The organism is Luteitalea pratensis (genome assembly GCF_001618865.1).
In the GTDB taxonomy this organism is placed as follows: domain Bacteria; phylum Acidobacteriota; class Vicinamibacteria; order Vicinamibacterales; family Vicinamibacteraceae; genus Luteitalea; species Luteitalea pratensis.
The window spans coordinates 3,579,840-3,595,747 of the sequence record NZ_CP015136.1 but is presented as its reverse complement, the minus strand read 5'-3'; the positions used below and the strand labels follow the sequence as shown (position 1 = coordinate 3,595,747).

The following is a 15,908-nucleotide window of genomic DNA, read 5'->3' as shown; positions in this document are numbered from 1 at the left end:
GTGAAGTCCGTCGTCCGAACTTGCGTGTGTGCAGGCCTCTTTGCGAGCCTGCCCGTCGTGCCCGCCGAAGCCCAGGAGACCGCGGCTCCCGGCACTCCGTCGCCGTTACTGGTGATCTATCGCGAGGAGGTCAAGCCGGGCCGCGGCGCCGCGCATGCGGCAAACGAGAGCGCGTGGGCGCAGGGATTTGCGAAAGCGGGCGTGCCGCAGCACTGGCTCGCCATGACCTCGATGGCCGGACCGACCGAGGCTTGGTTCTTCTCGGGATATGCCTCGTACGCCGACTTCCAGAAGGCCGAGGATGCCGTAGAAGGTTCGCCGTCGATGCAGGCCATCGCCGACAGGTTCTCGTCGCAGGAAGCCGACATCCTCGAGCGTACGACGTCGATCGTGGCGGGGTACCGGCCAGCCCTGAGCTACCAGGCCAATGTCAGCCTGCCCGCGATGCGGTTCATGCAGGTCGACGTGGTGCGGGTGAAGGCGGGCCACGATCGCGAGTTCCGCGCCTTCTGGCGGGCGATGGTCGAGGCACACACGAAGGCCAAGATGGACGAGCACTGGGCGGTGTACGAGTCCGAGGCTGGCACCGAGGACCTGACGTTCTACTTCATGTATCCGTCAGCGACGCTGGCTGCCGGCGATGCCTCCGGGCCGATGCACACGGCTGATGCATTCCGCGCGGCGGTCGGGGAGAGCGGACGCGAGCAGTCGCGTGAGGTCCATCGTGAGGCCGTCGAGACCTCGAGGTCCTACATCTTCCGGCTTCGACCGTCGATGAGCACGCTGCCCAAGGAATGGTCCGCTGCCGACCCGTTCTGGACCGTGAAAGCGCCGGAGCCCACGGTTGCGACGGCGCAGAAGAAGTAGGTGACGGAAGGGAGCGCTCGGCATCGACGGCCCGTGCGCTCCCTTCCCGCTACTTGATCTTCAGCCCGGAGGCGAGCATCTTCACACGCTCGGCGAGGGCCGGGTCTTTGCCGCCGAGCGTGACCATCTGGTCGTAGTGCGCCTGCATCTTCTGCACGCGGGCCTGATCCTCAGGCCCGCATGGGCAACCCGTCTTGAAGCTGCCGAAGTACGACCAGGCGGCTCCCCAGCGCGGCATCCACCATTTCGGTGCAAGTTCCGCGGCTTTCTCGAGATGCGGAATCGCCTTGCCGTATTCCTTCTTGTCCTTGAGCGCCAGGCCGAGTACGGCCAATCCCATCGGGTTGGCATAGTCGGGAGTACTGACGGCTTTCTCCAGTGTCTGAATGGTGCGATCGACCTGCTTGGATTCGTACAGCACCGCTCCAAGTTCGGTGAGGATGCCGGGGTCGGCGGCATCGAGGGCGACCGCCTTCTCCATCGCCGCGAGCGCGCCGGGCACGTCCTTCTTCTGCTCACGCAGGATGCGTCCCTGTCCGTAGTGCGCGCCAGCGATGGAGGGATCGAGCTTGACGGCATTGCCGTACGCCGCAAGCGCCTGGTCGTACTGCTTGTCGTATTCGAGCACGCGACCGAGCAGGTACTGCGCCCGGGCGTTGTCGGCGAGCAGGGCGGCCGCGGCTGTCGCGGGCGTTTTCGCGTTGGCCAGATCGTTGTTCGTGACGAGCACGTCGGCAAGCCCCAGTTGCGCCTCACCAAGCTTCGGGTCGATGGCAATCACCGCGCGGTACTGCTGCGCCGCCGCGTCGAGTCGCCCTTGCTTGTGCTGCAGCGTCGCCAGCGCCAGGAGCAGCGCCTTGTCATTGGGATTGGCGGCAGCTGCCGTGTGCAGGTCCTGGACTGCCTTGGCCTCGTCGCCAGTCGCAAGGTAGGCACGACCGCGCAACGCGTAGAGGTCCTTGCGTGCCGGATCGGCCGACAGGGCCTGGCTCGCCGCGGCAATGGTCCCCGGGTGGTCCTTCTTTGCCGCCAACACCTGCGCGAGTTGCGCACTCGCGGCCGGTTGTTTCGGGTCCAGTTCGAGGGTCTTCTTGAGCGGCGCCTCCGCGTCGGCCATTCGTCCCGCAGCGACAAGGGCCTCGCCGAGCGCCGCGTGCGCGACGGCGCTGTCGGGCACGGCCTTGACCGCGGCCTCGCAGGCCGCGAGCGCTTCGGGGCTCTTCAGCTTGACGAGCGATTCGGCACGAATCACGTGCGCCTGCGCGCGTGACGGATCGAGTGCGAGCGCGGCGCCGGCGTGCTCGGCGGCATCGGCGTAGCGGCCAGCCTGGAGGTGCCCGGTGGCAAGCCCCATGTCGGCCTGCGCCTTGTCGGCGCCGGTCAAGGCCCCGAGCGCGAGCTGGTAGTTGGTCAGTGTGCACTCCCAGTCCTTCTGGGCCTCGCACAGCTTCCCGAGCTTGAACGCCGCCTGCGACTGCTTCGGATCGAGTCCGATCACCGCCTTCAGGTAGGCCTGGGCCTTTGCAATATCGTTGGCGGCAATGAACTTGTCGGCTTCCTCCATGAGCCGCGGGATGTCCTTGGGCTTCAGCTTCGATTGATCCTGTGCGTGCGCCGGTACCACGAACGACACACTTGCGAGCAGGACCGCGGCAGCCGCCGAGGTCCACGCGAACGTGCGCATGGCCAGATCTCCTCTGAGTTGTAGAGGTCCGCATCCTAACAGAACGGCAAGAGTCAGGTAATGCCGGAATGCCGCGAATGCCGGGAATGTCGAACAACCTCACAGGACTCTTCAGTCGGATGTAGGCGTCGAGCTTGCTCGACGCTGACCGTGTTCACCGTTCGGCCCGCCTTCGCCTCTGGGCTCCGGCGCGCCAGGCGTTCGTCAAGCGTCCCGACGCTACCCAGGCCGACTCCCGACTCCCGATTCCCTGCGTTCCTGAGCTCCTGCGTTCCGCAGTCCCTGTAAACTCTCCCCCATGGTGGATGCCGAATTGCTCGAAATTCTCGTGTGCCCGGAAGACAAGACACCGGTCACCCTTGCGAGTGCGGAGACGTTGGCGGCGTTGAACGCGCGCATTGCCGCCGGCGACGTCAAGACGCGCGGCGGCGCTGCCGTCGCCGAGCCGGTCACCGAGGGGCTGGTGCGTGCCGACGGCAAGTACCTCTACCCGGTGCGCGAGGACATTCCCGTCATGCTCATCGACGAAGCGATCCCGGTCGGATGAAACGTCGGCACTTCGTGAGGGCCGCGGCGAGCGTGGGCGGCGCCGCGCTGGCGGGGCTGTCGCCGGGGGCGGCCGCACAGGCGCCTGGCTCAGGCACATCGGCTCCAGACCGGGCATCGTGGCTGGCGCGGATGGAGCGCACGTTCGGTCCCGTGTTGCGAGCCCTCGCCGCGGGCCAACTACGGGTGTCGATGCCGGTTGAAACCGTACCTGGCGCAACCGGGCGCGACGCGGTCACCCATCTGGAGGCGGTCGGCCGGACCCTGATGGGGCTGGCGCCGTGGCTAGCCCTGCCGGCATCGTCCGATACCGAGGGCCAACAGCGTGCCGCATTCGTGGTCCTGGTCCGAGAGGGCCTCGACCAGGCCGTCCGGCCGGATGGTGCCGATCGACTCAACTTCAACCAGGGCTCGCAGCCGCTGGTGGACGCCGCGTTCCTGGCCCAGGCTTTCCTGCGCGCGCCGTCACTCTGGCAATCGCTCGGCGACGCGACCCGCACGCGCCTGCTCGACGCGTTTCGATCGGCTCGCGTCATCCTGCCCGGCTTCAACAACTGGCTGCTCTTTGCCGCGACGGTCGAGGCGTTGCTCAAGAAGGCCGGCGATACGACGTGGGATCGCATGCGCATCGACTACGCGCTGCGTCAGCACGAGCAGTGGTACAAGGGCGACGGCATCTACGGCGACGGCCCGCAGTTCCACTTCGACTATTACAACGCGTTTGTCATCCAGCCGATGCTGGTCGACGTGCTCGACGCGTGCGCCGACGACCGACCGGCGTGGCAGGCGATGCGTGAGCCGGTGCTGACGCGTGCGAGGCGGTACGCGGCCATCCAGGAGCGACTGATCGCGCCAGACGGATCGTACCCACCGGTCGGCCGGTCCCTCGCCTACCGCTGCGGCGCGTTTCAGGGGTTGGCGCACGCGGCGCTGCGTCACGACCTGCCGGCGGACGTGACGCCAGGACAGGCGCGTGCCGCGCTCAGCGCCGTGATCGCACGCACGCTCGACGCGCCAGGTACGTACGACAGCGCGGGTTGGCTCACCCTGGGCCTGTGCGGCCACCAGCCAGGCGTCGCCGAGACCTACATCTCCACCGGCAGCCTGTACCTGTGCTCCGCGGCATTCCTGCCGCTCGGCCTGCCCGCGACCGATCCGTTCTGGACCGATGCGCCGCGCGACTGGACGGCCAGGCGCGCCTTCAGCGGCCAGCCGATCCCGATCGACAAGGCCCTGTAAAAGCAATTCAGGACTCAGTCGCCTCATTCACAATTCACAATGCAGCGCGGGGCGGGGCATTGCCATCTCCGAGCCGCTGCCAGTCCTCGAGTAGCCGTCGATTCGCCTCGACCTGACGTGTCCGGCATAGCCTTGGCCAAGGTGGAGGGTCGACGCCTCCGGACTCGGACGGTCCGGCGGGTGGCCGAGCAACGTGAACGTGTAGCCGCCGATCTTCGGCTTGGCGAGCCGCGGCACTGCAAACCCCGACACTCTGGATTGATCATGCACCGCGGCATGGCGTTGCCGGCTGCGCGCTGCATTGTGAATGCTAAATGTCAGCCAAGGAGGCCTAAATTGCTTCTGCTCTCTACTTCTTCGCCCCAAGACTCACCAGGTTCGCGACGAGGCGGTAGGCACCGGGCACGCCATCAGGGAGTTCGCGGAACCACGAGTACGCGGAGTAGACGTAGTGCCCCTTGCCGATCCGCGCGTACACGAGACCGCCCTTCTGCTCCGTGTCCCACGGGTCGTGACTCTCGAGCAGCGGCGTGTACTGCGCGTCGAATTTCGCGAAGCCGTACGCATTGCGTTCCTGGCGCCAGTGCTTGAAGTCCTCGAGCGTGATCCGGTTCGGGGTCGTGAACACCTGGTGCGTCGGTACGAGAATCGTCACCGGCGCCTCCTCGTCGGTGACGCGCGAGCCGATCTCGGCCGGGAACGGCGGCAGGTTCTTCTGCGAGTAGACCTCGTGCTGCTCCTGCACGATCAGCGTGCCGCCATTGCGCACGTAGTCGAGCAGCCGGCTGTGATTGGCCACGAAATCCGGCCGGACCTCCGACGCGCGGACGCCCACCATGATCGTGTCGAAACGGCCGAGATCACCCGAGGCGACGTCGTTGGGTGTGAGCAGCGTGACCGGCACACCCAGCCGCTTCAGGCCCTCAGGCACCTCGTCGCCGGTGCCCATGATGTAGCCGAGCGTCACCGGTGCCACCTGCACGTCCACCAGGCGCAGGTCGAACCGCGCCGGCTCGTAGAGGCGATGCGTCTGGATGTGCGGATACGCAATCGTGCGGAGCGCAGACGCGTACGGGTGCTTGCCTTCGACCGTCGCAAGCGCAGTGAACAGGTAAGTGCCGGCACGCACGCCGGCTGGCGCTTTCAGCGTGAAGCCGACGGTCGCACTCTGCCCGGCCTGCTCGACCGAGAACGACACCCCCTGCGGTTCGGCCGTCCAGCCGTCAGGCAGTTGCAGCGCCACCGACCCCGACTGCGCGGATGGCGCCAGACTCTCGATGCGGACGCTGACATTCCTTGCCTCGCCGGCGCGATCGAGCGAAACGACATCCATGCCCGGTGTGACGTGCACCGACAACGCCGGGACGACCTCGAACGCGCGGCGCAGTTCCCCCCGGACAGGATCGATGATGCGGAACTGCACGGGGACCGTGATCGCCAGCTCGGTGCCGGCGAGACTCAATTGCGCATGGCCGGTCGCGATCGGCGGCGCGAATGGCACGTGCGCGGGACCGGCCGCCTTCCACGCGTACACGTCGCCTCGCTCCTCCGCCGGTGTCGGTGGCCGCCCACCATGCGCACGCTCGAGCCAGTACGGCTGCGTCACTGGCGCATCGGCGGCAGCCGTCACGGTAAACGACGCCTGCTGCGTGGGCTGCTCGCGCAGGAACCGCGCCATGAAGCCGCGGCCGCCGAACTGTGGCGCCTCGGCGAGGGGCGTCTGCGACCAGCCCTGCGGCAGGTCGAGCGTGGGTGCGCCGACGGTGACGGTCACGCCCTCGGGCACGAAGGCGCGCACGCTCACGTTCGCCTGTCCTCCGGGCACGATGGTCTCGGTGGTCGCCAGCGCCTCGACGTGCACGCCCGAGGCGTGCAGCATGGCCTCCTCGTATTGCCGGATCTCCTGATCGAGCAGGAACGTGGCGTCGGCCCTGGCATCGGCCGACGCAGCCACCGCGGCAACGGCCGTACGTGCGTCACGCGCCGCCTTCAGGCCCCGGGCGAGTCTCGGCAGGACCCCTGCGGGCGCGCGAACGTCGACGTCGTCGAGCGCCTCCCGGGCCGCGGCGTCCATTGCCGCCAGCGGCGCGGCAAGGCTGCCGGCGGGCAGGCCCGCGAGCGCGGCCAGGCCGGGAATCGACGTGTCGATCCCGTCAAACACCGACTGCTCCTTCTCGACGCGCGGCACGACGCTCTCGACCAGGCGCAGTCCAGTCGACTGCGGGCCATGCAGCAGCGCGCCGCCCATCTCCTGCGTCTTGTGCTGCGAGCGGCCCTCGGCCGCGATCTGCGCGTACGATCGGCCGAGCGCGGGATCCAGAAGACCGGTAGGCAGCGTGAGCGTCGGCGGGTCGGGCTGGTTCGGACCGAACCGCATGCCCACGTACAATTTCTTGACCTGCCACGGTCGCAGCCCCTCCTTCAGTTGCTCGGGGAACCGCGTCGGGTCGGCGGCCGCCTTGACCGCGAGCGGCGTCAAGGCACCCGCGAGTTGGTGATTGCCGTGGCCGTCGGCGGCAGTGCCGCTGAAGCGGGAATCGACGACCAGCGGACGATACATCCGGATGACGCGCACCATGTCGGCCACCGGCACGTCGCGCCCGCCCCATTTGCGCTCCGTCTCCGGCATGTTGACCGTGTACCCGAAGTCGACGACACGGGTGAAGAACTGGTCGCCTCCGTCGAGCGAACGCGCCTGCAGCAATTCCTCGGTGCGAATCACACCCAGCGCTTCGTAGAACTCCGGGCCGAGCACGTTCTGCCCACCCTCGCCGCGATTGAGCGAGAGGTACGCGACGCGCGCATGATCTCCCCGCGCCAGTCGAGCCAGCAACGCGCTGTCCTCATCGTCTGGATGGGCGCCGGTGTGCATCGCGCTGGCGGTGGTGCTCAGGCGCTGGAGCTTCTGAATCAGTCCCGCGGCGCCTTCGCTGTAAGGAGCCCGAACCTGCGCCGAGACCGACACCAGTGACAGGGCCAACGCGAGGCCGACCACGCCAGCGGGGATGTTCATGAGGGAATTCTAGATGGAACGATGGTCAGGGACACGCTCGCCAGGTAGGGACCGCTCTCCGAGCGGTCCATCTCCGCACCTTCTCTCCGATCGGTCCATCTCCGCATCTTCGCCCGAGCAGTCCATCTCCGATTGCCCATGCCCGTGGACGCATGGACGCGTTTGCGAGTCGGCGTGGATGTCTGTGGGGCAGGCGTGGAGATTGTGAGGTTATGGACGCCTCGGAGAGGCGTCCCTACCTGATTGATGCGCGGAACTCGCGCACGGCGCGGAGCACGATCTCCTGCTCGATCAGGAAAGCATCGTGACCATGGGGCGAGGTCAGCCAGCACAGTTCGCCCCTGGGCAGGGCGGCGGCAAGCGCCCGCATCTCGTGCGGCAGGTACAGCACGTCGGTGTCGATGGCGACGACCAGCGCCGGCTGTTGCAGCTGCGCGAGCGCCGCCGGGACGCCGCCGCGGCCGCGGCCGACGTCATGCGAGTCCAGGACATGCGTCAGCGTCACGTACGCGCGCGCGTCGAACCTGTTGACGAGGCGCGCGCCGTGACGATGCAACCAGCGGGTCACGTACGGCTGCGCCGGATCGAGTCGTCCAGCCGCGAATCGCGTCTCGAAGGCCTGGGCGCTCCGGTACGAGATCATCCCCATCATGCGTGCCGTCGCGAGTCCACGGGCGGCACGGCCAAGTGGCCACTCTGGGTCGGCAAAGATGGCTTGCCGCTGCACCTCGGCGAGCGCGACCGCCCACGGCGCGTGAACCGCTGGTGCGGCCAGCACTGCGATCGCCTCGACGAGGTCGGGATACAGCAACGCCCACTCGAGGGCCTGCATGCCGCCCATCGAGCCACCGATGACGAGCCTGAGTCGACGGACGCCCAGCGCCTCGAGCAGCGCGCGCTGCACGTGGACCACGTCGCGGACGGTCACGGCGGGCGCTTCCGGCTGCGCCCCGAAGACGGCGTCCCATTCGGGGCTGCCCGGCCCCGTGGTGCCGTAGCAGCTTCCGAGCGTGTTGCTGCAGATGATGAAGTCCCGGGCGGGGTCGAGCGCACCCGCGGGCCCGATCAGCGCGCCCCACCAGTCGGCCACGTCCGCCGACCCGGTGAGCGCGTGGCAGACGAGCACCGCGTTGTCGCCCGCCGGGGCGAGCTCACCCCACGTCTGGTACGTGACGGTCACGCGCGGCAGCACCGCGCCGGACTCCACGGTGAAGGGCGCGTGCAGCACGTGCTGCAGGCGCCCGGTGATCACGGGGACGTTCACTTCAGGCCGCCGATGCCCCCGCGACCTGCGCGAAGGCCTGGGCGAAGTCCTCCTTGATGTCCTCGATGTGTTCGATACCCACCGACACGCGAACCAGATCGGGCGACACGCCGGACGCTGTCTGCTCGGCCTCCGACAACTGCTGGTGCGTGGTCGTGGCCGGATGGATCACCAGCGTCTTGGCATCGCCGACATTGGCCAGGTGGCTGGCAAGTTTCACTGAGTCGATGAACTTGCGGCCTGCCTCGCGGCCGCCTTCGATGCCGAACGACACCATCGAGCCGTACCCGTTGGTCAGGTACTGCTTCGCGAGGGCGTGGCTTGGATGCTCGGCGAGGCCCGGGTAGTTCACCCACGTGACCTGTGGCTGCTGCTTCAGCCACGTCGCCAGCGCCATCCCGTTGTCGGCGTGCCGCTGCACCCGCAGCGACAACGTCTCGAGGCCCTGCAGGAACAGGAACGAGTTGAACGGGCTCAGGGCCGCCCCGATGTCGCGCAGGCCCTCGACGCGCGCCCGGATGATGAACGCGATGTTGCCGAAGGGCCCGTTGACGCCGAACGGCTCCGTGAAGACCAGCCCGTGATACCCCGGCGCCGGCTCGGTGAAGAGCGGGAACTTGCCCGAGGCCCAGTCGAACTTGCCGGCATCGACGATGACGCCGCCGATGGAGGTGCCATGCCCCCCAATCCACTTGGTGGCCGAGGCGACGATGATGTCGGCGCCGTGGTCGATCGGGCGGCAGATGTAGCCGGCGCAGCCGAAGGTGTTGTCGACGACGAGCGGAATGCCGTTGTCGTGGGCCAGCTTCGCGAGCCCGGCCAGGTCGGGCACGTTGTACCGGGGGTTGCCGATCGACTCGACGTAGAGCGCCTTGGTGTTGGCGTCGATCAGTTTCGCAAAGCCTTCGACGCTGTCGCCGTCGACGAACTTCACGCCGATGCCGAAGCGCGGCAGCGTGACCTTGAACTGGTTGTAGGTGCCGCCGTAGAGGTAGCTGGTCGACACGATGTTGTCGCCGGACTGCGCGAGGGCCGAGATGGCCAGGAATTGCGCCGCCTGCCCACTGCCCGTCGCCAACGCGGCCACGCCGCCCTCGAGCGCCGCGATCCGCTGCTCGAACACATCCGTGGTCGGATTCATGATCCGTGTGTAGATGTTGCCGAACTCCTGCAACGCGAACAGCCGGGCGCCATGGTCCGAGTCGTTGAAGGTGTACGACGTGGTCTGGTAGATCGGCACGGCGCGGGCGTTGGTCCCGGGGGCGGGTTGCTGACCGGCGTGCACCTGCAGCGTCTCGAAGCGGTACTGGCTCATGACATCGGTCCTCGGCGCTCGGTGGCGCGGGTTTGGCCGTACGGTACGGAGGGCCCGACCGCCACGATCGGTCGGGGTCAGAGGTAGAAACGGTCGGGCAAGCCTACCCGAACGACGCCCCAACCCGTGGCGGCACCTGGAGACAGCCTCGGCACGGACCGGTGAACGCGCACCGGCGCATGCCTGGAGTATGGGAAGGCGCCAGAGGGGCGGCAAGGCGACCCCGCGTCATACCCGGCACGGCCAACCCAGCGGCCGTCAGGGCGCCGCCTCCGACTTCGGTGGCGCGATCGCGCCGCGCCATGGGGTGGCGTATTGTTGAGCGAGTCTCCACCGGATGCCACGAGACCTCCTCTGCGGTCCCCTGACAACAGACGACACGTTGCTTGCGAGGTTCGCCCGCGCATGAGCCAGCCGCCGACCGCCGAGCACCAACGCCTCGCCGAGGCCCGCGTCCCCAACAGCCACTGGCGACGCTGGGGACCCTACGTCAGCGATCGCGCATGGGGCACCGTGCGCGAGGACTACAGCACGGACGGCCGGGCGTGGGAATACTTCCCGCACGACCATGCCCGATCGCGTGCCTATCGCTGGAACGAGGACGGCATCGCCGGCATCTCCGATCGCAAGCAGGAGATCTGCTTCGCACTGACGCTGTGGAACGGGCAAGACCCGATCCTGAAGGAGCGCTTCTTCGGCCTCTCGGGCACCGAGGGGAACCATGGCGAGGACCTCAAGGAGTACTACTTCCACGAGGACGCCACGCCGACGCACTCGTACCTGCGGCTGCTCTACAAGTATCCGCAGCGGGCCTATCCCTATGCCGATCTGGTCGCCACCAACCGCCGACGCACCAGGCAGGAACCCGAGTACGAGCTGATCGACACCGGCGTCTTCGACGATCACCGCTACTTCGACGTGTTCGTCGAGTACGCCAAGGCCGGCACCGACGACGTGCTGATGCGGATCACCGTGGTCAATCGCGGACCCGAGGCTGCCTCGCTGCACGTGCTGCCGACAGCGTGGTTCCGCAACATCTGGTCCTGGTCGGTCGACGAGGAGCGCCCGTGCCTGCACGCGCGCCCACCCGTGGGCGCCGCCTCCGTGCTCCAGGCCGACACGTCGAGCTACGGCACGCGCTACGTCTACTTCGAGGGGACGCCGCCGCTGCTGTTCACCGAGAACGACACCAACACGCGGAAGCTGTTCGGCATCGACGGACCGGCCTACGCCAAGGACGGCATCAACGACCATGTCGTCGACGGCAACCGGGCCGCCACCAATCCCGAGGCTCGTGGCACGAAGGCCTCCGGCCACTACGTCCTCGACGTGCCTGCCGGCGGCGAGGCCGTGGTGCGCGTGCGCTTCACCACCGACGCGCCTGCCCGGTCGGTACCCTTCGCGGACTTCGACGCCGTGTGTGCCGCGCGCCGCAACGAGGCGGACGCCTTCTACGGCACCGTCATCCCGGCGGACCTCTCCGCCGACGCCGCACAGGTGATGCGCCAGGCGTTCGCCGGCCTGTTGTGGAACCAGCAGTTCTACCACTTCGACGTCAAGACCTGGCTGGACGGCGACCCCGGGCATCCGCGTCCCCCTGCCGAGCGCCGCGCGGGCCGCAACGCAGACTGGCGGCACCTGTACAACGACGACATCATCTCGATGCCGGACAAGTGGGAGTATCCGTGGTACGCGGCCTGGGACCTCGCCTTCCACTGCGTGCCGCTCGCCCTCGTCGACACGGAGTTTGCCAAGCGTCAGCTGCTGTTGATTCTGCGCGAGTGGTACATGCATCCCAACGGGCAGCTGCCCTCGTACGAGTGGAATTTCGCCGACGTGAACCCGCCCGTGCACGCCTGGGCAGCCTGGCGGGTCTACGAGATCGACCGCGATCGGACCGGCACGCCCGACATCACGTTCCTGAAGCGCGTCTTCCACAAACTGATGCTGAACTTCACGTGGTGGGTCAACCGCAAGGATGAAGGCGGTAACAACGTCTTCGAGGGCGGCTTCCTCGGCCTCGACAACATCGGCGTGTTCGATCGGTCGCAGCCCCTCTCCACCGACGGACACCTCGAACAGTCCGACGGGTCGAGCTGGATGGCGATGTACTCGCTGAACCTGCTCACCATCGCCCTCGAACTCGCACGCCACGATCCGGCGTTCGAGGACGTCGCCACCAAATTCTGGGAACACTTCCTGTACATCAGCTATGCCATGGGCCATCAGGGCGCCGACCGCGACATCAACCTCTGGGATGAGGCCGACGGCTTCTTCTACGACGTGCTGCGACTGGGCAACGGGCAACAGGTGCGCGTGAAGATTCGATCGATGGTCGGCCTCATCCCGCTGTTCGCGGTGGCGACGCTCGACTCCGCGCAGCTGGATTCGCTGCCGGCGTTCATGCGCCGGATGTTCTGGTTCCTCGAGCACCGGCCCGAGTTCGCGGCCAGCATCGCCCGTGTCCGCGTGCCGGGCCAGGGCGAGCGTGGCCTCTTCTCGATTGTCGGGCCGGAGCGTTTGAGACAAGTGCTCGGATACATGCTCGACGAGCGGGAGTTCCTGTCTCCGTTCGGCATCCGAGCGTTGTCACGCCACCACGAGCGGGAGCCGTTCGTGGTCACCTGGCAGGACGCCAACCACCGCGTGGACTACGAGCCCGGCGAGTCGGGCACGTCGCTCTTCGGCGGCAACTCGAACTGGCGTGGGCCGATCTGGTTCCCGGTCAACTACCTGCTCATCGAGTCGCTCCGCACGCTGCACCAGTACTTCGGCGACGACTACCGCGTGGAGTGCCCGACGGGGTCAGGCGAGTGGATGACGTTGGCGGAGGTGGCCGACGAGATCGCGCGGAGGCTGGCGCGCCTCTTCCTCGTCGGCCGGGACGGACGTCGCCCGGTCTGGGGCCGCGACGACCGTTTCGATCGCGATCCCCTCTGGAGCGCGCACATTCCGTTCCACGAGTACTTTCACGCCGACACCGGCAAGGGTCTCGGAGCCAGTCACCAGACCGGATGGACCAGCCTCATCGCCTGCCTGCTGGCTGGCAACATGCTCAGCCCGTTCACGACCGGCGGCGATGCCTCCTCGAGGTAGCTCGCGTCGTGACGTATCGTGTTGACCGCGTGTCATGCCACATCCGGACTCCGCCTGTAAATCCATGAATACTGCCATCACCGTCGGTCACGAGGGTCAGGCCGCATGAGCCAGCCGGGCACTCCAGAACACCTGCGGCTGCAGGCCGCCAGCCGTCCCGGGAGCCACTGGCGCCGGTGGGGACCCTACGTCAGCGATCGCGCATGGGGCACCGTGCGCGAGGACTACAGCAAGGATGGCCGGGCGTGGGAATACTTCCCGCACGACCATGCCCGATCGCGTGCCTATCGCTGGAACGAGGATGGCATCGCCGGCATCTCCGATCGCAAGCAGGAGATCTGCCTCGCACTGACGCTGTGGAACGGGCAGGACCCGATCCTGAAGGAGCGCTTCTTCGGCCTCACCGGGCCCGAGGGCAACCACGGCGAGGACGTCAAGGAGTACTACTTCTACCTCGACTCGACGCCGACCCACTCCTACATGCGGATGCTGTACAAGTACCCGCAGCGGGCCTTCCCGTACGACGAACTGGTCGCGCGCAATCGCACCCGCACGCGCGACGAAGCCGAGTACGAGCTGATCGACACCGGCATCTTCGACGACCACCGCTACTTCGACGTCACGGTCGAATACGCCAAGGCCGACGAGGACGACCTGCTGATGCAGATCACCGTAGTCAACCGCGGCCCCGACACCGCGCCGCTGCACGTGCTCCCGACGGTGTGGTTTCGCAACACGTGGTCGTGGTCGTTGGGCGCCACGAAGCCTGAACTGCAGGCTCGACCGCCGATCGGCGCGGTCTCTGCGCTGCAGGCCGAGACGCAGCGCTACGGCATGCTGTACGCGTGCTTCGAGGGCCGGCCGCCGCTGCTGTTCACCGAGAACGAGACCAACACCCGCCGCCTGTACGCCGACCCCGACGGCCCGGCTTGCCCCAAGGACGCGATCAACGATTTCCTGGTGCAGGGCGCGACGGCGGTCATCAACGCCGCGGGCGTCGGCACCAAGGCGGCAGCGCACTACGCGATCGACGTGCCCGCCGGTGGTGAGCACGTGATCCGTGTCCGGTTCTCCCCCACCGAGCCGAGCACGAGCGCGTTTGCCGACTTCGCGGACGTGCTCGCCACGCGCAAGGCGGAAGCCGACGAGTTCTACGCCACGATCATCCCGGCGCATCTCTCCGCCGACGAAGCCGCCGTCATGCGACAGAGCCTGGCCGGCCTGCTGTGGAGCAAGCAGTTTTATCACTACGACGTCAAGACCTGGCAGGAAGGCGACCCAGCGCAGCCACCGCCACCAAAAGGGGGCGCGCGCGACGCGCGTAACGCCGAGTGGTCGCACCTGTTCAACGACGACGTGATTTCGATGCCCGACACGTGGGAGTACCCGTGGTACGCGGCGTGGGATCTCGCGTTCCACTGTGTTCCGCTGGCAATCCTCGACGTCGACTTCGCCAAGCACCAGCTGTTGCTGATGCTGCGCGAGTGGTACATGCACCCGAACGGCCAGCTGCCGGCCTACGAGTGGAACTTCAGCGACGTCAATCCACCGGTGCACGCGTGGGCGGCCTGGCGCGTGTACGAGATCGAGCGCACCCGCACGGGTGTGGGCGACCTCGATTTCCTGCAGCGGGTCTTCCACAAGCTGTTGCTGAATTTCACGTGGTGGGTGAACCGGAAGGACGAAGGCGGCAACAACGTGTTCGAGGGCGGCTTCCTCGGCCTCGATAACATCGGCGTCTTCGATCGATCGCAGCCATTGCCCGGCGGCGTCTACCTGGAACAGTCCGACGGCACGAGCTGGATGGCGATGTACTGCCTGAACCTGCTCACCATCGCGCTCGAACTGGCGCGCCACGACGCCGCGTACGAGGATGTCGCCAACAAGTTCTGGGAGCACTTCCTCTTCATCAGTCACGCGATGGCCCACTCGGAGCAGGGCAAGGACGTCAACCTGTGGGACGAGGAAGACGGTTTCTTCTACGACATCCTCCGCCTCGGCCAGGGTCGTTACGAGCGCGTTCGCATCCGCTCGATGGTCGGCCTCATCCCGCTGTTCGCCGCGGCGACGTTCGAGGCGACGCAGATGCAGGACCTGCCGGCGTTCCAGCGCCGCAGGCAGTGGTTCCTCGAGCATCGGCCGGAGTTCTCGGCCAGCGTCGCGCGGATGCAGGTGCCCGGGCAGGGCGAGCGCGGCCTGCTCTCGCTCGTGTCGCGCGACCGCCTCCGCCGCGTGCTCGCGTACATGCTCGACGAGGGCGAGTTCCTGGCGCCGTTCGGCATCCGGGCCCTATCGCGGTATCACGAGCGTCATCCCTACTCGGTGTTGGTCGACGGCATCGAGCACCGTGTCGACTACGAGCCGGGCGAATCCACCACGCCGCTGTTCGGCGGCAACTCGAACTGGCGTGGCCCGGTCTGGTTCCCGGTCAACTACCTGCTGATCGAATCATTGCGGACACTGGATCACTACTTCGGGGAGGACTTCCGCGTCGAGTGTCCGACCGGCTCCGGCGACTTGATGACGCTGGCGGAGGTCGCCGACGAGATCGCACGGCGCCTGGCACGGCTGTTCCTCGAGGGCGAGGATGGCCGCCGGCCGGTCTTCGGTGGGGAGGATCGCTTCGACCGCGTGCCGGAGTGGCATGCGCACGTGCCGTTGCACGAGTACTTCCACGCGGATACCGGCAAGGGCCTGGGGGCGAGTCACCAGACCGGCTGGACGGCGCTCATCGCCCTGCTCCTGTCCGGCAACGTCGTCAGCCCCTTCACGCACGGGGGCGACGCGTCCAGATCGCGCGCGGCAAGACGGCCGCATCCGCCGCGACGGTAGGGCTGGCTCTCCGACTTGTCCCACCGTAGCCTTGGCGGAGGTGGAGCCCGGC

Annotated in this window: 9 protein-coding genes; 5 read left to right on the top strand and 4 right to left on the bottom strand. The window is 67.5% G+C overall.

Annotation, left to right across the window (positions count from 1 at the left end):
• The first annotated feature begins 57 nt into the window (after window positions 1–57).
• Complete coding sequence (locus LuPra_RS14735) at window positions 58–867, top strand: hypothetical protein (RefSeq protein ID WP_157899201.1); 810 nt, start codon at window positions 58–60, stop codon at window positions 865–867.
• A 49-nt stretch (window positions 868–916) separates the two neighbouring features.
• Here the strand turns inward: LuPra_RS14735 and LuPra_RS14730 are convergent, their stop codons facing one another.
• Window positions 917–2,551, bottom strand: coding sequence for a tetratricopeptide repeat protein (locus LuPra_RS14730; RefSeq protein ID WP_110171451.1), 1,635 nt, complete (start codon window positions 2,549–2,551; stop codon window positions 917–919).
• 298 nt (window positions 2,552–2,849) lie between these two features.
• On the opposite strand from LuPra_RS14730, the gene LuPra_RS14725 reads away from it, so the two are divergent.
• Together LuPra_RS14725 and LuPra_RS14720 are read left to right on the top strand one after the other, a co-directional pair.
• Complete coding sequence (locus tag LuPra_RS14725; protein WP_234800892.1) at window positions 2,850–3,098, top strand: Trm112 family protein; 249 nt, start codon at window positions 2,850–2,852, stop codon at window positions 3,096–3,098.
• On the top strand, window positions 3,095–4,336 hold the full coding sequence (locus tag LuPra_RS14720; protein WP_110171450.1) for a DUF2264 domain-containing protein: 1,242 nt from the start codon (window positions 3,095–3,097) through the stop codon (window positions 4,334–4,336). Before LuPra_RS14725 ends, LuPra_RS14720 begins: the two co-directional genes overlap by 4 nt.
• 349 nt (window positions 4,337–4,685) lie before the next feature.
• Here LuPra_RS14720 and LuPra_RS14710 read toward each other — a convergent pair whose 3' ends face one another.
• The 3 genes from LuPra_RS14710 to LuPra_RS14700 all read right to left on the bottom strand — a co-directional run bounded on the left by LuPra_RS14710 (window position 4,686) and on the right by LuPra_RS14700 (window position 9,928).
• Window positions 4,686–7,349 carry a PIG-L family deacetylase gene (locus LuPra_RS14710; RefSeq protein WP_110171448.1) on the bottom strand — a complete coding sequence of 888 codons (2,664 nt, stop codon included), beginning with the start codon at window positions 7,347–7,349 and terminating at the stop codon, window positions 4,686–4,688.
• 235 nt (window positions 7,350–7,584) lie between these two features.
• Window positions 7,585–8,613, bottom strand: a complete 1,029-nt coding sequence (gene metX / locus LuPra_RS14705; RefSeq protein WP_110171447.1) for a homoserine O-acetyltransferase MetX — start codon at window positions 8,611–8,613, stop codon at window positions 7,585–7,587.
• 1 nt (window position 8,614) lies between these two features.
• Entirely contained in the window at window positions 8,615–9,928 is a 1,314-nt protein-coding gene (locus LuPra_RS14700; protein ID WP_110171446.1) for an O-acetylhomoserine aminocarboxypropyltransferase/cysteine synthase family protein, read from the bottom strand.
• 405 nt (window positions 9,929–10,333) lie between these two features.
• On the opposite strand from LuPra_RS14700, the gene LuPra_RS14695 reads away from it, so the two are divergent.
• Window positions 10,334–13,024: an MGH1-like glycoside hydrolase domain-containing protein gene (locus LuPra_RS14695; protein WP_110171445.1), complete on the top strand. Its 2,691-nt coding sequence runs from the start codon at window positions 10,334–10,336 to the stop codon at window positions 13,022–13,024.
• Window positions 13,025–13,129: 105 nt separating this feature from the next.
• Window positions 13,130–15,856, top strand: a complete 2,727-nt coding sequence (locus tag LuPra_RS14690) for an MGH1-like glycoside hydrolase domain-containing protein (RefSeq protein WP_201792189.1) — start codon at window positions 13,130–13,132, stop codon at window positions 15,854–15,856.
• The last annotated feature ends 52 nt before the right edge of the window (window positions 15,857–15,908 follow it).